Annotated in this window: 16 protein-coding genes and 1 pseudogene; 4 read left to right on the top strand and 13 right to left on the bottom strand. The window is 46.3% G+C overall.

Annotated elements, in window-relative coordinates:
• Positions 1 to 70 precede the first annotated feature (70 nt).
• On the bottom strand, positions 71 to 1,543 hold the full coding sequence (guaB, locus tag FJQ87_RS07165) for an IMP dehydrogenase (protein WP_140931917.1): 1,473 nt from the start codon (positions 1,541 to 1,543) through the stop codon (positions 71 to 73).
• A 122-nt stretch (positions 1,544 to 1,665) separates the two neighbouring features.
• Here guaB and xseA point away from each other — a divergent pair, with 122 nt between their 5' ends.
• A complete protein-coding gene (gene xseA, locus FJQ87_RS07160) occupies positions 1,666 to 3,006 on the top strand; it encodes an exodeoxyribonuclease VII large subunit (RefSeq protein ID WP_140931915.1) in 1,341 nt (446 codons plus the stop codon).
• A 66-nt stretch (positions 3,007 to 3,072) separates the two neighbouring features.
• Here xseA and FJQ87_RS07155 read toward each other — a convergent pair whose 3' ends face one another.
• The 3 genes from FJQ87_RS07155 to FJQ87_RS07145 form a co-directional block, all read right to left on the bottom strand.
• Positions 3,073 to 3,726, bottom strand: a complete 654-nt coding sequence (locus tag FJQ87_RS07155; protein ID WP_140931913.1) for a PAS domain-containing protein — start codon at positions 3,724 to 3,726, stop codon at positions 3,073 to 3,075.
• 19 nt (positions 3,727 to 3,745) lie between these two features.
• Positions 3,746 to 5,020, bottom strand: a complete 1,275-nt coding sequence (locus FJQ87_RS07150) for an L-serine ammonia-lyase, iron-sulfur-dependent, subunit alpha (protein WP_140931911.1) — start codon at positions 5,018 to 5,020, stop codon at positions 3,746 to 3,748.
• Between the two features lie 76 nt (positions 5,021 to 5,096).
• Positions 5,097 to 5,480, bottom strand: coding sequence for a Rid family detoxifying hydrolase (locus tag FJQ87_RS07145; RefSeq protein WP_140931909.1), 384 nt, complete (start codon positions 5,478 to 5,480; stop codon positions 5,097 to 5,099).
• Between the two features lie 276 nt (positions 5,481 to 5,756).
• On the opposite strand from FJQ87_RS07145, the gene FJQ87_RS07140 reads away from it, so the two are divergent.
• The gene (locus FJQ87_RS07140) at positions 5,757 to 7,061 is read left to right on the top strand and encodes an amino acid permease (protein WP_140931907.1); all 1,305 of its coding nucleotides are present in this window, start codon (positions 5,757 to 5,759) and stop codon (positions 7,059 to 7,061) included.
• Between the two features lie 38 nt (positions 7,062 to 7,099).
• On the opposite strand, the gene FJQ87_RS07135 is transcribed toward FJQ87_RS07140, so the two are convergent.
• Positions 7,100 to 8,425: an IS4 family transposase gene (locus FJQ87_RS07135; RefSeq protein ID WP_140934026.1), complete on the bottom strand. Its 1,326-nt coding sequence runs from the start codon at positions 8,423 to 8,425 to the stop codon at positions 7,100 to 7,102.
• A 274-nt stretch (positions 8,426 to 8,699) separates the two neighbouring features.
• Between FJQ87_RS07135 and FJQ87_RS07130 the strand changes: the two are divergent.
• A pseudogene (locus FJQ87_RS07130) lies at positions 8,700 to 9,696 on the top strand (IS4 family transposase).
• Positions 9,697 to 10,139: 443 nt separating this feature from the next.
• Here the strand turns inward: FJQ87_RS07130 and der are convergent.
• From der to FJQ87_RS07090, 8 genes are all read right to left on the bottom strand, one after another.
• Positions 10,140 to 11,606 carry a ribosome biogenesis GTPase Der gene (gene der / locus FJQ87_RS07125; protein ID WP_140931905.1) on the bottom strand — a complete coding sequence of 489 codons (1,467 nt, stop codon included), beginning with the start codon at positions 11,604 to 11,606 and terminating at the stop codon, positions 10,140 to 10,142.
• A gap of 75 nt (positions 11,607 to 11,681) precedes the next feature.
• Positions 11,682 to 12,869, bottom strand: coding sequence for an outer membrane protein assembly factor BamB (bamB, locus tag FJQ87_RS07120; RefSeq protein WP_140931903.1), 1,188 nt, complete (start codon positions 12,867 to 12,869; stop codon positions 11,682 to 11,684).
• Between the two features lie 11 nt (positions 12,870 to 12,880).
• Positions 12,881 to 13,501, bottom strand: coding sequence for a tetratricopeptide repeat protein (locus FJQ87_RS07115; RefSeq protein ID WP_140931901.1), 621 nt, complete (start codon positions 13,499 to 13,501; stop codon positions 12,881 to 12,883).
• Between the two features lie 31 nt (positions 13,502 to 13,532).
• On the bottom strand, positions 13,533 to 14,807 hold the full coding sequence (gene hisS / locus FJQ87_RS07110) for a histidine--tRNA ligase (protein ID WP_140931899.1): 1,275 nt from the start codon (positions 14,805 to 14,807) through the stop codon (positions 13,533 to 13,535).
• 226 nt (positions 14,808 to 15,033) lie between these two features.
• Positions 15,034 to 16,143: a flavodoxin-dependent (E)-4-hydroxy-3-methylbut-2-enyl-diphosphate synthase gene (gene ispG, locus FJQ87_RS07105; RefSeq protein ID WP_140931897.1), complete on the bottom strand. Its 1,110-nt coding sequence runs from the start codon at positions 16,141 to 16,143 to the stop codon at positions 15,034 to 15,036.
• Positions 16,144 to 16,154: 11 nt separating this feature from the next.
• Complete coding sequence (locus FJQ87_RS18680; protein ID WP_168195155.1) at positions 16,155 to 17,219, bottom strand: RodZ domain-containing protein; 1,065 nt, start codon at positions 17,217 to 17,219, stop codon at positions 16,155 to 16,157.
• Positions 17,216 to 18,001 carry a type IV pilus biogenesis/stability protein PilW gene (pilW, locus tag FJQ87_RS07095; protein ID WP_140931895.1) on the bottom strand — a complete coding sequence of 262 codons (786 nt, stop codon included), beginning with the start codon at positions 17,999 to 18,001 and terminating at the stop codon, positions 17,216 to 17,218. The genes FJQ87_RS18680 and pilW overlap by 4 nt, the downstream gene beginning before the upstream one ends.
• A gap of 34 nt (positions 18,002 to 18,035) precedes the next feature.
• A complete protein-coding gene (locus FJQ87_RS07090) occupies positions 18,036 to 19,157 on the bottom strand; it encodes a bifunctional tRNA (adenosine(37)-C2)-methyltransferase TrmG/ribosomal RNA large subunit methyltransferase RlmN (protein ID WP_140931893.1) in 1,122 nt (373 codons plus the stop codon).
• A gap of 289 nt (positions 19,158 to 19,446) precedes the next feature.
• Here FJQ87_RS07090 and FJQ87_RS07085 point away from each other — a divergent pair, with 289 nt between their 5' ends.
• Entirely contained in the window at positions 19,447 to 20,517 is a 1,071-nt protein-coding gene (locus FJQ87_RS07085) for a hemolysin family protein (protein ID WP_140931891.1), read from the top strand.
• The last annotated feature ends 23 nt before the right edge of the window (positions 20,518 to 20,540 follow it).

Below are 20,540 nucleotides of genomic sequence, written 5' to 3'. Positions count from 1 at the left end.
AATACTGTGCTTAATTTGCTTACGTAAACTGTGCTTGAAAAAAGGGCGACCATCAGTCGCCCAGAGCACATTAGCCCAAACTGCGGTAGTTTGGCGCTTCTTTGGTAATGGTTACATCATGCACGTGGGATTCACCCATGCCGGCAGAGGTTACTTTCACAAATTCAGCTTTAGTATTTAATTCAATGATGGTCGCGCAACCCGTCAGGCCCATACATGAACGTAAGCCGCCCATATGCTGGTGAATGATTTCTTTGAGTTTACCTTTGTAAGGTACGCGGCCTTCAATGCCTTCTGGCACTAATTTGTCAGCAGCATTGTCACTTTGGAAGTAACGATCAGATGAGCCTTGAGTTTGGCTCATGGCGCCCAGTGAACCCATACCGCGATATGACTTGTAAGCACGGCCTTGATATAACTCAGTTTCGCCTGGCGCTTCATCAGTACCTGCAAACATAGAGCCTGCCATGATGCAAGAAGCACCGGCTGCAATCGCCTTAGCTAAGTCACCGCTAAAACGTACGCCGCCATCGGCAATCACAGGAATGTTAGTGTCACGCAGCGCGTAAGCGGCATCAGATACGGCAGTAATTTGCGGTACGCCCACACCAGTTACAATACGAGTGGTACAAATTGAGCCAGGACCAATACCGACTTTAACCGCGTTAACGCCGGCTTCAACTAAGGCTAATGCGCCTTCAGCAGTAGCAACGTTACCGCCAACAATTTGTAAGTCTGGGTATTTAGCGCGAGTTTCACGAATGCGTTGCAGAACGCCTTCAGAGTGGCCGTGAGAAGAGTCAATCAGTAATACGTCAACACCAGCAAGTACCAGCGCATCAACACGCTCTTCGTTACCAGGGCCAGCACCAACGGCAGCACCTACTCGTAAACGACCAAACTCATCTTTACACGCGTTTGGCTTACGTTCAGCTTTTTCGAAGTCTTTAACTGTGATTAAGCCTTTTAAGCAATAATCAGCATCAACTACTAAGATTTTTTCGATACGGTGGCTGTGCATCAGTTGCTGCACTTGATCAAGCTTAGTGCCTTCTGCCACTGTCACTAAACGTGACTTAGGCGTCATGACCTGCTCGACAGTTTTGCTCCAATCAGTCACAAAACGAACGTCACGACCTGTGATAATACCGACTAATTCATGGCTTTCGGTGACTACTGGGTAACCGGCGAAACCATTTTTCTCGGTCAAGGCTTTCAGTTCAGCTAAGGTAGTTGTAGGAGTTACCGTCACTGGCTGAGCAACAACACCCGCCTCATAAATCTTAACTTTACGCACTTCTTCTGCTTGCTGGGCAATACTCATGTTTTTATGAATAAAACCTAAACCGCCTTCTTGCGCCATCGCAATGGCTAAACGTGATTCAGTCACGGTATCCATGGCAGCAGACACTAAAGGAATATTTAAACTAATTTTGTCGGTCAGACGAGTAGTCAAGCAGGCAGTGTTTGGGAGAACCGTTGAATGGGCAGGAACGAGTAAAACATCATCGAACGTGAGGGCTTCTTTTTTAAGTCTTAGCATGGCAACATCTCCCCAAGAGATTTTGGAATTAAGAGGTGAAATATTGCGGCGAGAGTATACCTTGCACTTAGGCCTTCGTAAATGCAAAATTGTCAATTAATCGCTTTTCACTGCGGAATTCCATGGAAATCATTAAAAAAGATATTTATACCGTTTCACAATTAAATGCTGATGTACGTGAATTGCTGGAAGGAAATTTGAGCAGAATTTGGCTGACTGCCGAAATATCAAACTTTAGTGCACCCGCCTCAGGTCATTGGTATTTAACGCTAAAAGATAGCCGTTCACAAATTCGCTGCGCCATGTTTAAGGGAAAAAACAACAGCGTTCACTTTGCCCCTAAAAATGGCCAACAAGTGCTAGTTCGCGGCAATATTAGTGTTTATGAGCCGCGCGGAGATTACCAATTATTAATCGATAGCATGCAAATGGCGGGCGATGGATTATTAGCCGCTCAGTACGAGCAGCTGAAACAAAAACTCTCAAGCGCCGGCTTATTTGCCCACGAGACTAAACGCCCTTTGCCAAGCAACATTCAGCGCATTGGCGTGATAACCTCCCCCACTGGCGCTGCCATTCGTGATGTGTTGCATGTGTTGCAGCGGCGCGATCCGGCCATCGAAGTAGTAATTTATCCCGCCCAAGTGCAAGGCGATGCCGCCCCTAAGCAATTAATCCGCGCGATTGAAATTGCCAATCAAAGGCAAGAAGTGGATGTACTGCTACTGACCCGCGGCGGCGGTTCACTGGAAGATTTATGGTGTTTTAACGATGAATCATTGGCGCACGCCATTTATCAGTCCAACTTAATGGTAGTGAGTGCCGTTGGCCATGAAGTGGACACTAGCATTAGTGATTTTGTGGCCGATGCCCGCGCCGCAACGCCCTCTGCTGCCGCAGAGTTACTGTCTAACGACAAGCAGCACAAGCAGCAGCAACTCTTGCAGCTAACACATCATTTACAGCGCGCCTGGCAACATAGGTATGCTCTTTTGGGCCAGCGCATGGAAATTGCTGAGCAAAAATTGTATCGCCAAGATCCTAAACGTCGATTACAGCAGCTTAGCCAGCAGTTTGACGAGATGTATTTTAGATTGCACACTGCCATCACCCACAAGCTTAATCGCCAGCAGATGCGCTTACAGCAGCAACAGAGCGCTATGTTGAGCCAGTCTCCTCAGCACAAGTTACAACTGCAAGCTAAACAGCTGCAGTATTTGCATAAACAACTTGAGCAGCGCATGGCAGAAAAAATGACGGAATCGACATTGCGTCTCGCTAAAGGCGCCGAGTTATTGTCAACCGTGAGCCCGCTGGCCACCTTAAAACGCGGTTACAGCATTACTACCGATGAGCAAGGCACTGTGGTAGATAGCAGCGCTATGGTCACTGTTGGCCAATCGATTCACTCAAGGCTAAATCATGGCCAGCTAGTGGCTACCGTCACTAAGATAATTAACTAAACCCCCAAAACTAACCGCCCACAAAAAAGCTCACATTGTGAGCCTTTTGTTTAGTTAGATTCAGTGTTAGTGCTGCAACGCCTTAATTTCTCGCAAATAGCGATAAATGGTATGCACTGAAATATCTAAGCGCGAAGCGGCCACTTGGGCGCTATCTTTCAATTCAAAAATCCCAAGCTCATGCAGATTAAATACAATTTCGCGGCTCTTTTTCGATGGCGGTATGGCTGGATTATTTTTCACTTCCAAATTAACACCATCGATAGTGCTATGCAGCGCTTCATCAATATTGCGGGCAAACACTTCTTGAGTTGGCGCTGAATCATGACTGCAATCAGGCAGCATGGTCCGCAATACTTCTTGCATAGGCGCGTCCATATCTGAGTTGATACAGAGCAAACCTATGGCGCGATTATGCTTATTTCTAATGACGGTAGTGATTGAACGCAATGTCTTACCGTTGACTGTTTGGCTCATGTAGGAATTAGAAATATCTTGGCCCGTTTTGAGTTTTAACAAGGCTAAGTTAGTGATCGGCGCCCCGACCTCACGGCCAGTCACATGGCCGTTGGCAATTTTGATCACCGATGGATCGCTTGCATCGAGACTATGCAGCACCACTTCGGTATGTTTGCCATACATGGCTGCAATTCCATCAACCACGTTTTCTAATGCGGCTAAGATATCAAAGTCACTCTGACTTAAGTCGTGCAATTTCACCGGTGTTATACCTCACTCTTTAGGCTGACATTATGTCTATGATGGTAGTGTCTGTGGCTGTCATGCCAGCAGTCACCATCAGGCCAACATTCTTAATCGTTTGTTCAACGTTGTCGGCAATAATACCCTGCCCTTGAACCACTTGGCTATTAAGCGCCATTAAAAATGAGCGCACAGCCGCGCATGATGAAGTACTGACCTTCATAGCGCACGAGGCTTTGGCGCCATCACACACCATGCCTGAGCTGTCACTGATGACGTTTTGAATCGCGAAACACGATTGCTCAAAGCTGCCACCGGCCAAATACACCATGGCCATAGCAGCCGCGGCACTGGTGACTGAATTACCACAGAATGCCGATAATGGCGGATAGTGAGACTTAATATAAATGGCACCTAAGTGACTCATGATTAAGGCGCGCGCTAAGGTTTCATCATCCGCTTGATAATGCTTGGCGGTAATCACCACAGGGATAGTTGCGGCAATGCCTTGGTTACCACTACCAAAGTTACTCATGGCAGGCAAAGTCGCGCCGCCCATGCGGGCATCGGACGCGGCCGCGGTTTTCATGACAATGCGGTTGATTAAATCATTGCTCATTAAGCCGTCGTCCATCGCCTTTTGCATGGTACGCCCAACTTCTAAGCCGTAGGCGTTGTTCATGCCTTCATCAGACAAAATCCCGTTAAGCACCGAGGCTTGCAGTATGAATTCAATATACTCAAACGGCACTTGCGTCGCGAACTCATAAATACTGTCAATGCTAATATCCACGCCATCACAAATCGCAGCCGTCGCAGGAGCGCTGCCTTGCGCTAAAGTGAAGCGGACTTCATCATTAAATTCTTTCAATACCACCATGGTATGACCGCCGCTCACCACCACCTTGGCAGTGTTGCCTTGGCCATAAGCCTTGACAGAGCAATAGATAAACTCATCGGTAACCGTGCGATTAACGCTCACCTGACCGTTATCAATCAGAGTTTGCGCAGCCGCAACATGATGCGGCTCAATGTTAGCTAGCACTTCAAGACCGGCATCACTATTACCACCGATAGCGCCTGAGGCAGCAGCAATTGCCAAACCAATTTTGCCGGTACCAGGCACAAATACTCCCATGGAGTTTTTGTATAAATTATCTGAGACTAAAATTTCAAGTGATGTTGGCTCGCATCCTAATTCAGCGCGGGCCAAGGCAGCCGCATAAGCTGCGGCAATAGGTTCAGTACAACCTAGCGCGGGTTTAACGACTTGATTGATGATGCGAATATATTGCTGCCATTGCGCTTTCATAGTGTGTTGCCTTTATTAATCAATGAGAACTGCCCGAACGACTCAGTCGCTGAATCGTCAGGCGAATGCTAAATGCTTATGCTAAAACGTGAGCAATTGCTTCAACTTCTACTTTAACGCCCAGTGGTAAGTCTTTAACGGCAAAGCAGCTACGCGCCGGGCAGTCTTGCTGGAAATACTGCTGATATACCGCATTAAAAGCCGCAAAGTCAGTAATGTCAGCTAAGTAACAAGTTGTTTTTAAAACCGTTGCCATTGTGCCGCCACCAGCTTCAATCACGCTTTTCAGGTTCTCTAACGATTGCACTGACTGCTCTGTGATACCACCCTCTACTACGCCGCCTTTAACAGCACACACAGGTAATTGACCTGAGGTGAAGATCATTTGGTTATAGCTAGTGCCATGAGAATAAGGACCAATGGCAGCAGGAGCAGTTGCAGCAGTAATAATTTTTTTCATAAATGATATCCTTGCAAATATTTTTTAATGAACCCATCGGTTCAGTTGCAATATTATTTGCACACTCACAATAAAATGCAACTAAAGTTTCAATAATTTATGAGCAAGTTGCATTAAAGTGCGGAGAATAGCAGTTTACGGACTAATGTGAGCCTCGTCAGGTTTGCATAAAAATTTGAGTAATTTAGGTTGTGTAAATAATTACTCTCAAATATATTTGCAAAAAACGACGCAACACTAAAATAATACCTCGTAAGAGATATATAAGGTAACTATATGAAACCACAGACTACGACAGCACGGCCGCAAGAGATTAGTCGTCAAGATACAGCCGCTTGGAAAGAAGCGACTCGTTTTGATAGCACGGATTGGGGCTGGATCATTATGAGCATTGGCATGGCGATTGGCGCCGGCATTGTTTTCTTACCTGTACAAGTTGGCTTAATGGGATTGTGGGTATTCCTACTGTCTGCCGTGATCGGCTACCCAGCCATGTATATGTTCCAACGCTTATTCATTAACACCTTAGCAGAGTCTAAAGAGTGTCAGGATTACCCAAGTGTCATTTCTGGCTACTTAGGCAAAAACTGGGGCATGTTACTGGGCGCACTTTACTTCATCATGTTAGTGATTTGGGTGTTTGTCTACTCAACCGCTATCACCAATGACAGTGCTTCATTCCTGCAAAGCTTTGGTGTCACCAAAGAGTTGCTGTCTAACAACCCATTCTACGGTCTAGCCTTAATCTGTATTTTGGTGGCGTTAGCCTCTCGCGGCGAAAACCTGCTGTTTAAGATCTCAACCTTAATGGTACTGACCAAATTAGGCGTAGTGGCTTTATTAGGTCTGATGATGGTTGATAAGTGGGACATGAATAACATAGGTACCATTCCAGCCGCTGGCGATTGGATGAAAGATGCCATCATCATGCTGCCATTTACCTTGACCTCTATCTTATTCATTCAAAGCTTAAGCCCTATGGTGATTTCATATCGCTCACGGGAAAAGTCGATTGAAGTCGCTCGCTTTAAAGCTATGCGTGCCATGAACATCGCCTTTGGTATCTTATTCGTAGTGGTATTCTTCTACGCAGTATCATTTACCTTAGCCATGGGTCATGACCAAGCGGTTAAAGCCTCTGAAGAAAACATTTCAGCCTTAGCTATGGTTGCCCAAGGTGTACCAGGCCCAACTCTGAAACTGTTAAGCTTAACCTTAAACATCTTCGCAGTAATGACCGCCTACTTTGGTGTGTACTTAGGTTTCCGTGAAGCATGTCAAGGCTTAGCCATGAACGTACTGCGCCGCGTAATGCCAGAAGATAAGATTGATAGCAAGAAAGTGGGCTACGGCATCATGATCTTCACTATCTTACTGTCTTGGAGCGCAATTGTTCTTAACGCCCCAGTACTGAGCTTCACCTCGATTTGTAGCCCAATCTTCGGTATGGTTGGCTGTTTAATCCCAGCTTACTTAGTGTACCAAGTGCCAGCACTGCACAAGTACAAAGGTGTAGGCTTATACGTGATTATCGCTACAGGTATCTTGTTATGTATCTCGCCTTTCCTGGCCTTTGCATAATATCCCCTGTTAATTAAGCGCCCATTGGGTAATGCCGTTCACTTAGTGTGAGCGGCATTTTTCTTAGGCTTAATGGGATACTTGTTTTTACTCATTTTTAACGCACGTGGATAGGCTCTATCCCGTTTCCCATCAAGCTTGAACTGTCTCGCATTACGCACTATGTCCAAGACATCTCTCGGGACATTCCCTGGCGTTTGAGATGACAGCTGAGTCAGTTTTAAAATGATATAACTCGACGCATCTCTAAAGCTCAATTGGTTCAGATGTAACGACGGTAAGCTTTTAGCCATCAACACCATCTTGTATCTGATGAGGTTATAGGCCAACAGTACCCCCCACAATTCTTGGATAACCAGCTCAGGTAATTGACTGCGTAACGTAAAGCGACTCTCCAGCAGATGCTGCTTCATCTCCCGATAGCCCACTTCTATCTCCCATCGATGGGCATATAAATCCACTATCTCAGCCCCTGGATAACGCAAGGGGTCAGTTAATGAGGTCAAAATGGCAACCAACTTACCTTTTACCGTCTTCGTCAGTAAGCGAGCTTCAATATTGTCAGGCAGCATAGGCCACTTCTTTCTGGCTTGAGGTGTGGTGGTTAACTGCACCAATTGGTCGTGTTTTCCTAAAGAGCGTATCACTTCATATTGTGTGCCTTTCTTCAACGGCAGCAGCCAGTGGCTGTTAGGTTGAGCCTGTTGCCAGGCGTGCAAAAGCCCCAACGAATAGAAGCCTCTATCAAACAGAGTTAGGCTGTTATTGGGTATGCTGGATATCAGTTCGGCGGCTAAATTCATTTCACTGACAGCAACAGAATCAAAGGCACTGTTCAATACCAAGTGACTGCTTAATTCCATCATGCAAACCATACGAATTTGAGGATAGGCAGCATCACCAGCAGCGTTGGCGGTTTTGGCAAAGGCCTGATTGTTTTGCTCACTATCAGGTGTTCGCCACACGACACCATCGACACCGTAGAGGTTGAGTCCACACCAATGTGGATGCTCTGCTCTCTCATGCCAGGTCTTGGCACTTCGCTTAAACACATCCTGAATAACGTCAGAGCCCAGGCGCTTGCGCGCTTGCGTGACAGCGCTGCGAGCCACGTAATCCACCTCTTGAGGTAAGACGATATCAAGCTTATTGATGAGAGAGCGGACGGACTCGCCTCTGAACAGAGCCATACCAATCACCGCCCAAATCATGGCATCCATAGGTAACTTACGTCGCCGTAAACTGGCAACACCATGTGAATCAAGGCACGACTGAATTAAATCAGGCTCAAGCACATCGGCCAGACAGGTGAATTCGGTATGGCGATTGATATGAGTACGCGCCAAAGCTTCTGAAAGTTGCATAAAAAAATCCGATGACATGGGGTCATCGGATTTTGATCCTTTCAGTGAGATCGTCAAGCGATCTGTCTTAACTGATCGGCATTAGCCCATTGGGCGCTTTTTTTATGCCTGTAATACCCACATGCTTTAAGCATTACCCCATAACTGAGTCGTGCTCAACACTTAGCACTGAGGAATCCCCTGATAATTTACAAATAAATCATCAAATTAGGGTGGAAGCGCATCTTGTTGCATGATCAAATGGTTTCGTCAAAAACTACACTTGGACAACAAGATGCGCGAAGCCAATATCCTACAACATTCTTTACACCAATACTGCCCAGAACTTCACCTAAAACGATTAAACAGTTTGATGCTGGCCTCTAAGGCACTGATTGAATGTAAGACACTGACCTTGACTGAGTTAGGTCGAAATTTACCAACCACGGCTCGAACCAAGCACAACATCAAGCGCATTGATCGTTTGCTCGGCAACACGCATCTGCATCAAGAGCGGTTAGCGGTCTACCAATGGCATGCCAGCCTTATCTGTTCTGGTAACCCTCTCATCGTGACTGACGCGGGGTTCAAAGTGCCTTGGTACAAAGAGGTTGAGGCACATGGTTGGTTTTGGCTAAGCCGTATTCGCGGTACAGTTCAATTTGCAGATATTGGTGCCGAAAATTGGCGTGCAGTGCGCAGTACACATGACTTGGCCAACGGTCAAGCGAAGAGCCTGGGTTGTAAGACCTTGACCAAAACTAACCCTATCAATTGCCATCTCACGCTGTATCGTAGCAAACCTAAGGGCCGTACAAATCAGCGTTCAACCAGGACGAATTGCCACCATCCATCAGCAAAAACGTACTCAACAGCGGCGAGAGAACCTTGGGTGTTAGCCAGCAACTTACCACCAGAATCTCGCAGCCCAAAACAGCTGGTAAACCTGTACGCCAAACGTATGCAAATAGAGGAAACCTTTCGTGACCTCAGGCTTTGGCTTACGCCAAAGTCGTACCAACAGTCCAGAGCGATTCGACATCATCCTACTGATTGCGTTAATGGTTCAATGCCTGTTGTGGCTAGTTGGTTTACATGCACAGCAACAGGGCTGGGATAAGCATTTTCAGGCCAATACCATTGGGCATCGAACGGTACTCTCAACGATTCGCTTGGGATTGGAGGTACTCAGGCGGCCTGATTATCAAATCACGGAGAAAGAATTGCTGGCGGCGTGGGTATTATTCGCCAATCAGTTACTCAAATATGGCTATGCTATGGCCGATTTATGAGGGGATCCTTCAGCACTTAGCATCAGCACAAATCATTAAGCACAAAACTGTAAGCCGTTAGTCGTTAGTCGTTAGTATCGACGCAAGCAATAAGCATTAACCTGACTCGTCCGAGTTCTCTTGTTCAAGAATGAATAAAAGCTCACGAGTCAAAGCCGTTGATTCAGATATTTCTCACGGGCAAAATATCATCAGGGAATACTCACATGAATTAGGTAAGTCACGCACTGACCTTTCGCCCACGCATAGCTCATCTACTAGGACACTATAGCGGGTTCAAGCTTACGCCATAGGCATAACCATAAATAGATAAGTAAATGAATAGATAAGTACTCGCTGTAAAGCGTGAAAAGATTGCCGCCCCGAAAATCACCCATAAAAAAAAGGTGGCTCTATTGCTAGACCCACCTTAATGCACAAGTAAAACTGATTAAGTCTATGACTTAGCTTTTCTTGTTTTTGATCATCGACAAAGTACGCTTACGACGACGCTCTTGGCTCATGGTTAACTTATCAATCTTGCCTTCAAATGGGTTCGCACCTTCGTGGAAACGCAATTGAATTGGGGTACCCACCACTTTCAATGAACGACGATAGTAGTTCATCATATAGCGCTTGTAAGAATCAGGTAACTTGTTGACCTGATTACCATGGATAACCACGATTGGTGGGTTATAACCACCGGCGTGAGCATATTTCAGCTTAACGCGACGACTGTTAACCATAGGTGGTTGGTGATCATCTTGCGCCATTTGCATGATACGGGTCAGCATAGCGGTACCGACACGCTTAGTCGCACTGTCATAGGCTTCGTTGATGGATTCAAATAAATGACCAACGCCGGTGCCATGTAACGCCGAAATAAAGTGAATACGCGCAAAATCGATAAAGCCTAAGCGTCTATCCAATTCAGTTTTAACGCGCTCTTTGATATTTTGATCAATACCATCCCACTTGTTGATGGCAATCACTAAGGCGCGACCAGCGTTCAGGACGAAACCTAATAAGCCTAAGTCTTGCTCAGCAATACCTTCGCGCGCATCAATCACTAATAATACTACGTTGGCATCTTCTACCGCTTTCAAGGTCTTGATCACTGAGAACTTCTCAATGGTTTCATGCACCTTACTGCGACGTCGAACCCCAGCGGTATCGATAATAATGTATTCACGATCATCACGTGCCAAAGGAATGTAAATACTGTCACGAGTGGTACCTGGCTCATCGTACACCACCACACGCTCTTCACCGAGAATACGGTTGGTCAGCGTCGACTTACCTACGTTAGGCTTACCAATAATGGCAAGCTTAATCGGTAAATCTTGCAGTTTAGCCTGCTCAGCTTCCGCTTCTTCTTCAGTGTAGAAACGCTCATTAGCTTGTTCTTCTGAATCTTCATCACGAACAATGCCCATGGCTTCTGCATAAGGCGCCAGTGAGTATTCAATCATGTTAGTCACACCGCGGCCTTGGGCAGCCGCCATGTGATACACTTCGCCTAGGCCTAATGCCCAGAACTCAGCACACGCAGAATCAGCATCAATACCATCAACTTTGTTAGCAACCACGAAAGTTACTTTTTGACGGCTACGTAAATGCTGAGCAATACCAATATCGGCAGCCGTTAAGCCAGCGCGAGCATCACACAAAAACAGTACAACATCGGCTTCTTCAATGGCGGCAAGTGATTGCTCAGCCATTTTGGTTTCGATGCCTTCTTCAGTACCATCAATACCACCAGTATCAACCACGATAAACTCGTAACCTGACAGGTAAGCGCGGCCATATTTCCGATCGCGAGTCAGACCAGGGAAGTCAGCCACTAGCGCATCCCGGGTGCGAGTCAGACGGTTAAATAGGGTTGACTTGCCCACATTGGGACGGCCTACCAGTGCCACTACAGGAATCATGTTCTTGCCTCATTATTTTCTTCAATAAAAAACCCCCGGAAAACTTCCAGGGGCTTTATCAAAATACGCTTTGATTTATGGAAGTGTTACGGCCGCAATTTTACCACTGCGACCCTGTACGTATAATTTGTCGCCAACCACAGTAGGTTGACTGTACAGTCCATCGTCATCAATCAAGATACGGCCAACGATCTTGCCGTTAGCACGGTCCAAAAAGTGCAGGTAACCTTCAAAGTCACCAACCACTAAGTAATCGCCAAACACTACCGGAGCAGTTAATTCGCGATGAGTTAATTCTGAATTGCTCCAGCTTTCAAGGCCATTGCGACGGTCAACCGAATACACACGGCTGCTGTCATCAACTAAATATAACTGTAAGCCGCTGCTCGCTAAATTATGGAAACTAGAGTATTTGCGCGCCCAAACCACACGGCCTGAACGTAGCTCCATCGACACTAGGTTGCCATTATAACTGACTGCGTAAAGATTATCGCCCAAAATTAGCGGCGTCATATCTACGTCGGCCATACGAGTAAATTCGTTGCCACCTTTTGGTGAGAACACAGCTTGTTCCCACGCAGGTTGACCATTGGCTTTAACTACGACGGCAACTTTGCCATCAGCAGTACCCACAAAGAAACCACCGGCTTCATAAGACGCAGAACCTGTACCGCGCAGCGTTAACGCCGGTAAATTGGTTTCAAAACGCCATAAGTCTTTACCGGTTGCCACTTCAAAGGCTTGTAAAGCGCCAGAGCCAGTATTCACCACCACCACATCTTCAGCGACAGTAGGCTTTGACATTAATTCGCCATCGGTCTCGGCATACCACTCAACCGCGCCAGTTTCAGCATTGAGCGCGCCTAAGTAGCCAGACTCACTGCCGATAAACACTTTATCGCGCGCGGCGGTAATACCAGCGGATAAGCGTGCACCTTTGTTTTTCACTAACGGCTTATCGTTAAAGGCCTGAGTGAAATCCTGAGTCCAAACTTCTTGACCTGTGTTTTCATCAAATGCGATCACTATGCCGTTTCTGTCAGCGACAAAAACTTTACCGTAACCTGCAGCAGGTTGAAGTTGGGAGTAAAACGCCCCGACGCCATCGCCAACATTGGCACTCCAACTAATGGTTGGAAAGACAGTGGCATTAATCTCTGTCAGTTCGCTAACGGGCTCTTCTTCTACATCACTAGACGCGCATGCTGTCAGTAATGAGGCTGCCATAGCGGCTGCCAATAGGGTTTTACACCAGGATGTCATCGGCCTTTTCCTTATGCCTTATTGAGGTTATCAATTTTCATTTGCAGTACTGGGCTAGCATTCAAACCGCCAACATCCGCGGCCGCTTGATAAGCTAAGCGAGCTTTATCCAGCTCCCCTTGGCGCACCAGAAAATCACCTTTTAATTCATCACGTTGAGCAGCAAAAGCTGAATCTGTCACTTGCTCTAACGTGGTTAAGGCCACAGCATATTGCTCTTGCTGCGCTTGGATGCGAGCCAGACGGATAGTCGCTATCATGTCCAAACCAGCGCCAGGCTTATCAGCAATCACTTGCTTTAACGCAGTTTCTGCTTCGCTAAACTTACCAGCTTCAACGGCAGCTTTAGCTAACATCAGGTCCATCATGGCCTGATAACCCACTTGATTAGTCTCTTGCGAGTACTGCGCTGCCTTGGTAATGAAAGCTGCGCTATGGGCTTGATCTACCACTAAAGCTTGGTAATGTTCTGAAGCAGTTTCAGCGGCTTGTAATTGCTGGTCAGAGTAATAGTTCCAACCATATAAGCCTCCTAAGCCCACCACAGCACCTAATAAAATGGAGGTGCCATAGTCTGTCCAAAACTGTTTGATTGCGTCGACTTGTTGTTCTTCTGAGCTATAAATTTCCACGCGCATCCCCTACGTTTTTATTCTTTATTTATTAAATCAGACCGGTTAACACCTGAGCTAATTGACTTCTATCAATCAGTTGTTGCATGTCATTGGTACGCAGCGACTTAAGCGCTACCTTACCTGCAGCTAATTCATCTTCGCCAAGAATAAGCGCCACTTGAGCACCACTCTTGTCAGCACGCTTCATTTGCTTCTTAAAGTTGCCACCACCGCAGTGAGTCATCACCTTAAGGCTTGGGTGAGTGTTTCGCAACTCTTCTGCTAATTGAGTCGCAGCAATTAAACATGCGTCACCAAATGCCATCACATAAACATCAACCGCAGGGCCAATATCTTGGGTCAATTCGAGAGTTTCGAGCAAGAGCACAATGCGCTCTAGTCCCATAGCAAAGCCAACGGCAGGGGTATCTTTACCGCCTAATTGACCCACTAAACCATCGTAACGACCGCCTGCCAATACTGTGCCTTGTGAGCCTAAGCTCTCTGTGACCCATTCAAAGACGGTGCGGTTGTAATAATCTAAACCACGCACTAAGCGCGGGTTGATGCGGTATTGGATACCAACACCATCAAGAAGTTCACACAACTGCTGGAAATGATTTTTAGATTCTTCACCTAAATAATCCATCAAGGCTGGCGCGCCGACTAATAAGGCTTGGACGGCTTGATCTTTGGTATCTAACACGCGCAGCGGGTTAGTGTACATACGGCGCTGACTGTCTTCATCCAGCTGATCTTTAAACTGTTCAAGGAAAGCAATTAAGGCATCGCGGTACTGAGCGCGCTCAGCCGAGTCGCCTAAGGTATTGAGCTCTAATGTTACATGCTCAGTAATACCCAGCTCACGCCATAAGCGGGCTGATAACAATAACACTTCAGCATCAATGTCAGCGCTACCTATGCCGTAGACTTCCACACCAAACTGGTGGAATTGACGATAACGACCCTTCTGTGGGCGCTCGTGACGGAACATAGGACCCATGTACCATAAACGCTGCTCTTGGTTATACAGCAAACCATGCTCGTTACCGGCACGTACGGTTGAGGCTGTGCCTTCTGGACGTAAAGTTAAGCTATCACTGTTGCGGTCGGCAAAAGTGTACATTTCTTTTTCAACGATATCGGTCACTTCGCCAATAGATCGCTTAAATAGATCTGTGCTTTCAACAATCGGAGTTCTGATTTCACTGTAACCATAAGATGCTACGGTATGGCGTAAAACTGCTTCTACTTTTTGCCAAATAGGACTTTGTGTTGGCAGAATGTCATTCATTCCGCGAATCGCTTGGATCTGTTTTGCCACGTTAGACTCGTCGATATCGTTGTAAATTAAAAACCGCCCGCATTATATACTTAAACCAGCGCAAAAGGCGAGGTTAACGGCGAGGAAAGCGCCGCAACTCTAGGCGTATCAATACTCTGCTAACCTAGTTTGCAAAGACCGCTGGCTGGTAAAAAGGCGAGCACCTATAGCTAATGAGCCGATGCTATGCATCGGCTCAGGGGGATAAAAGATAACTCAGCGGGTGTTACGCGTCGCTCGTTGGGATTCGGTTAGTCAGTAAACTGGCTTTAGCTCGAATTTTCTTTTCGAGTTGGTCAACTAAATCTTCATTATCTAAGCGCTCTTTTTGGCGCACACCATCAACGTAATAACCACTCTTACGGTTACTACCAGTTAAGCCTATGTGAGAAACAAGAGCTTCACCTGGACCATTAACCACGCAGCCAATAATAGACACATCCATAGGTGTCACTATATCTTCTAAACGCTGCTCTAAAGCATTAACCGTTGAAATTACATCAAATTCTTGTCTTGAACACGATGGGCAAGCAATAAAGTTAATGCCGCGAGAGCGAATGCGCAGTGACTTTAAAATATCAAAGCCCACTTTAATTTCTTCAATAGGATCGGCGGCCAGTGAAATCCGCAACGTATCGCCAATGCCTTCTGCCAGTAGCATGCCTAAGCCAACCGCTGATTTAACTGAACCCGCGCGCGCCCCGCCCGCTTCAGTAATGCCAAGGTGCAACGGCTGAATAATTTGTTTTGCCAGTAAGCGATAAGACTCCACCGCCAAGAACACGTCAGATGCTTTAACGCTGACTTTAAATTGATCAAAATTCAAACGATCTAAAATATCCACGTGGCGCATGGCTGATTCTACCAGCGCCTCTGGCGTTGGCTCGCGGTATTTGTCCATTAGGTCTTGCTCTAATGAACCACCGTTAACGCCAATGCGAATAGGGATATTCATGTCGCGGGCGCATTCAACCACAGAGCGAATGCGCTGTTCATTGCCGATATTGCCAGGGTTTATGCGCAGGCAGTCTGCCCCGTATTCAGCCACTTTTAAAGCGATACGGTAATCGAAATGAATGTCAGCCACTAACGGCACATTGGACTGCAGTTTAATCAGCTTAAATGCTTCAGCGGCATCCATGGTCGGCACAGACACACGCACAATATCAGCGCCAACTTTTTCAAGAGCGCGGATTTGCGCCACCGTGGCTTCAACGTCTGTGGTACGAGTGTTAGTCATTGACTGCACAGCAATCGGCGCGCCATCACCAATAGCCACGTTACCGACATAAATCCGGCTGGATTGACGACGCTTGATAGGAGATTCACTAAACATCTAATACTCGCTTATTCACTCATAGGACTTGGCAGCGTAAAACGGGCAACCTTGTCTTGATAGGCAGATAAAGAAACTGGGGCGCCATTAAAGGTCATGGTCACTGCGTTAGGAGCGCCAATAATGATTTTAAACGGCGTATCCCCTTGTAAATTCATCACTGAACCGGCTGTTTTAACCCCATTGACTAAGGTCTTACCGCTACCATCAATGATTTTCATCCAGCAATCACCACTCAAGCTAAGGCTCAGTTCGCCCTGACCTGTGCTCACATTCACATCAGTGGCTGCAGTACTTGCCGGTGGCGTTACAGGGGTAATCATTGGCGTCGCGGCAGAGTTTGCCGCTGAATTGATAACTGGTGCAGTTGATTGTGTATTTGTGGCTGGCGCAGTAACCGCAGAGGGTGTTAATGCTGGCGCAGATTGTGCGCCAGCATTGATTGGGGATGATGCGGCGCCATCAATAGGCGCGTCTACTGTAGTAGCGGTATCTTCAGGCTGTAATTGCTCAGCGGTGATTCCAGGAGCTAAGGCATCGGCCTCAGTCGCGAGCAGTAAATCGGCATCGTCGGCTAAGCTTGGCGTCGAATGAATCGCCGCCACTTCTTCAATACTTGGCTTAGATAAATCAACTAAGGTGTCAGTATTGGATTTTTGCACCCACCACAGCACCATTAATGCCAATAACACAAACGCAATTAACCAAGTGACTAACATCAAGCGGCTATCGCGCGCTTTAATGGTGGTTTTACGCGAAAAACTTTGCATCACCGGCTTTTCTTCACTCGGCAACTGCGCATAAATACTCGCTTTAATGGCCGCTTCATCGGCGCCAACAATACGAGCAAAGTTTTTAACATAACCTTTGACATAAATAGGCGAAGCTATGTTGTCAAAACAATCACGCTCGATATCTTCAACTATCGAGGGCCGTACATGCATGCGGGTGGCGACATCGGCGACCGACAAATTTTTAGCTAAACGCGCCGCTTGTAATATTGGACCCGCTGGCGGTATTACCTCGGGGGTAACGGCTGGGGTTGGTTCGGATATTTCAGTGTGTGATTGTGTCATTGCTGTAAACTATTCCGATACTCTTTGGCCTGATTGGAGGAAGGAAATGTGGCTAGCAATTGGATCCCATATCGCTTAGCCGCCTCCGAGTCATTCAGACCTTGTTCAATCCGTATCCCCAACTCAAGACTTTGCGGCGTATCTGCAGCTACACGTTGAAATCTCCCTAAAGACTGTTTAGCTTCGACAAAATCTTGTTGAGCTAATGGGATTTCAACTAACGCCAGCAAGGACGTAATGCGTCGGGGGTCATATTTAAGTGCAGAATTAAAGTAGTCCTGCGCTTTAGTCAATTGTCCAGCTTCTTGACTGCACAGCCCTAAATTTTCATAACTCGAGGCTGCTCTGGTATATTCTGGTTGTGCAATCGCCTGTAAAAATCGTTTTTCAGCTTGGGCATATTGTTTTTGTTGGCATAAATACACGCCAAAATTATTTAACGCATCACCGCTGACCTTCGAGCTTTTAACGGCATCTTCGTAGGCGGCCAAGGCACGTTTATCATCACCCACTGATTGATAATAATACGCCATGGCCACATGGACTTCTTCCAGATTAGGCGCAAAAGACACTGCCTTATCTAAGTTAAATTTGGCTTGTTGACTATTCCCTTTTTGTAAATAGGTCAAACCTAGTTGAACTCTTTCTTTCGCAGCGGCCACGGGATCAAACGTGCGCTGTTTAACTTGAATATCTGTGCCTGAATAAGTTTGCTCAGTTACGCAACCAGAAAGAGCAGCAGCTACAACCCATGTCATCAGTAACTTTGACTTATGCTGCATAGTAAGTTTGCCCTAATTAAACGTAAACAAAGAGTTAGTCTATTCTGACTGAAATTTGGCTTTGTTGCATTTGTTTTTTTGCCAGACGCTTAGTTCTGTCACGAATATCACCCGCCAGCTGACCGCAAGCAGCATCGATGTCATCGCCACGGGTCTTGCGCACAATCACAGTCAAACCGTATTCCATTAATACTTTTGAAAAGCGATCGATGCGAGAATTAGACGAGCGACCATAAGGCGAACCTGGGTACGGGTTAAATGGGATCAAATTCACCTTGCAAGGTGTGTCTGCCATCAACTTAGCTAATTCATGGGCTTGGTCTGTGCTGTCGTTGATATGATCGAGCATCACATATTCAACAGTCACGCGGCCACGGTTAGCATTAGATTTTGCGATATAACGCTGAATACCGGCTAAAAATTCATTGAGCGGGTATTTTTTGTTAACCGGTACCAGTTGATTTCTGAGTTCATCATTGGGGGCATGAATACTAACGGCTAAAGCGACATCTATCGCATCACCTAATTTATCTAACGCAGGTACAACCCCTGAGGTTGATACGGTTACGCGGCGCTTAGATAATGAAAAACCGAAATCATCCAGCATGATGTCTAAGGCCGGGATCACATTGGCTAAGTTGAGCAGCGGCTCACCCATACCCATCATCACTACGTTAGTCACAGGGCGCTCACCGGTTTCTTTAGCAAAACCTAAGAAATGGCACACACGCCAGATTTGACCGACGATTTCAGACACAGTCAAGTTACGGTTAAAGCCTTGCTGGGCGGTCGAGCAGAAAGTACATTCCAGCGCACAACCCACTTGTGATGACACACATAAAGTCGCGCGGTCTTCTTCAGGAATATAAACAGTTTCAACTTCCTGACCTTCGCCAACATTAATAGCAAACTTAATAGTGCCATCAACAGATTTTTGAAAACTAGAAATTTCAGGCGCGATAATTTCGCAGCGAGCAGCCAACTTTTGACGCAATACCTTATTGATATTGTTCATTTCTTCAAAGTCGCTGACACCAAAATGATAGATCCATTTCATCAATTGATCAGCACGGAATGGCTTCTCTCCCATTTCCGCGATTAATGCCCGCATCGCTTTACGATCCAGGTCTAATAAATTGATCTTCTTTTCACTCATTTGGCTAACCTCAACAACGAATTCTGGCCACGGGGCGGCGAATTATACTCATGCAGGCCCTATTACGCTAGTCACAGTTAGGCTATCGGGCGATTAGCACTCGATAAACCCCGCACAGGGAATGATGCCGCCATGCTTATTAGACGCTAGCCGCACGACTCTTGCGCTCAAGTATTAATGTAGGGGAATGCTAGTCAGCGGTGATTTTTGTCAATGTGGGTTATGATTCTATGGTAAGATTGCTCTCGGTCAATGTTGGCCTAAATTTCGGAGTTGTAATTTAATCGTTATGATTACCCTCATCATAATCATCCTTGTCGCTGTGTTTGTTTCTTTTCTGTGTAGCGTATTCGAAGCGGTATTACTGTCTGTAACACCTAGCTATATTGCCAACTTAACTCAAACTAATCCCAACGCGGCTGCCAAATTAAGCAAGCAAAAAGAAAATGTCGAATCGCCTTTAGTGTCTATTTTGACGCTAAACACAGTAGCCCACACTGTCGGTGCTGCAGTCGCAGGCGCGCAAGCAGCTAAAGTATTTGGCGATGATATGCTAGGGGTGTTTTCCGGCGTATTAACCTTTATTATTCTGTTCTTCTCCGAAATCATTCCAAAGACTATTGGGGCAAACTACTGGCGTTCATTAGCGCCAACCGTTACCTATATTTTGTATTGGATGGAAAAACTCACCCTGCCATTAATTTGGATGTCTAAGCAAGTGACGCAGTTAATGGGTAAAGGCGACGATGGCCAATATATTCGTCAAGAAATGAGTGCCATGGCCAAAATGGGGCATGAGAATGGTGAGCTAGAAGCGCAAGAGTCGAAAATTCTAACTCAAATGTTGCAGGCCAGAGATGTGCCAGTAACAGCTATCATGACGCCAAGAACCGTGATGTTTTCTCTGCCAATCAGCATGAGTCAGCAAGAGTTTATTGACCAACATATCAATAAACCTTTTACTCGCATTCCTGTGTACGCTAACGATCATGATGATATCGTCGGTTATGTGAATCGCACTGATATCTTATTAGCGAGCCGCGACACGCCAGATGAGCCGATTGATGCGCTTAAGCGTAGTCTGATGGCCGTGCCTGAAACCGCAAAAATTTTGCCGCTGTTTGAGCGCATGATTAAGCGTAATACCCAAATTGCCATGGTGGTGGATGAGTATGGTTCTGGCTTGGGGATTGTCACTCAAGAAGATATTATCGAATCTATGTTGGGTCTTGAAATCGTTGATTTAAACGATCCTGCCGCTGACATGCAGCAATTAGCCCGTCGATTATGGAAACGCCGTATGCAAGATAAAGGCATACGTTTATCCGATGATGGTGATTTTGAACAAGTTTCCAACTAAGTACTGTGGCGGGGAAATTCCCC

Origin of the sequence: Shewanella sp. SNU WT4 (assembly GCF_006494715.1) — a bacterium.
GTDB lineage: Bacteria > Pseudomonadota > Gammaproteobacteria > Enterobacterales > Shewanellaceae > Shewanella.
Note: the sequence above shows the minus strand (reverse complement) of the source record. Positions and strands in the feature narration are given on the sequence as shown.

Bases quoted from the DNA above. Each gene is read 5' to 3' on its own strand.
- guaB (WP_140931917.1), bottom strand. From the start codon at position 1,543: ATGCTAAGACTTAAAAAAGAAGCCCTCACGTTCGATGATGTTTTACTC.
- xseA (WP_140931915.1), top strand. From the start codon at position 1,666: ATGGAAATCATTAAAAAAGATATTTATACCGTTTCACAATTAAATGCT.
- FJQ87_RS07150 (WP_140931911.1), bottom strand. From the start codon at position 5,020: ATGAAAGCGCAATGGCAGCAATATATTCGCATCATCAATCAAGTCGTT.
- FJQ87_RS07145 (WP_140931909.1), bottom strand. From the start codon at position 5,480: ATGAAAAAAATTATTACTGCTGCAACTGCTCCTGCTGCCATTGGTCCT.
- FJQ87_RS07140 (WP_140931907.1), top strand. From the start codon at position 5,757: ATGAAACCACAGACTACGACAGCACGGCCGCAAGAGATTAGTCGTCAA.
- FJQ87_RS07135 (WP_140934026.1), bottom strand. From the start codon at position 8,425: ATGCAACTTTCAGAAGCTTTGGCGCGTACTCATATCAATCGCCATACC.
- der (WP_140931905.1), bottom strand. From the start codon at position 11,606: ATGATTCCTGTAGTGGCACTGGTAGGCCGTCCCAATGTGGGCAAGTCA.
- bamB (WP_140931903.1), bottom strand. From the start codon at position 12,869: ATGACATCCTGGTGTAAAACCCTATTGGCAGCCGCTATGGCAGCCTCA.
- ispG (WP_140931897.1), bottom strand. From the start codon at position 16,143: ATGTTTAGTGAATCTCCTATCAAGCGTCGTCAATCCAGCCGGATTTAT.
- FJQ87_RS18680 (WP_168195155.1), bottom strand. From the start codon at position 17,219: ATGACACAATCACACACTGAAATATCCGAACCAACCCCAGCCGTTACC.
- pilW (WP_140931895.1), bottom strand. From the start codon at position 18,001: ATGCAGCATAAGTCAAAGTTACTGATGACATGGGTTGTAGCTGCTGCT.
- FJQ87_RS07090 (WP_140931893.1), bottom strand. From the start codon at position 19,157: ATGAGTGAAAAGAAGATCAATTTATTAGACCTGGATCGTAAAGCGATG.
- FJQ87_RS07085 (WP_140931891.1), top strand. From the start codon at position 19,447: ATGATTACCCTCATCATAATCATCCTTGTCGCTGTGTTTGTTTCTTTT.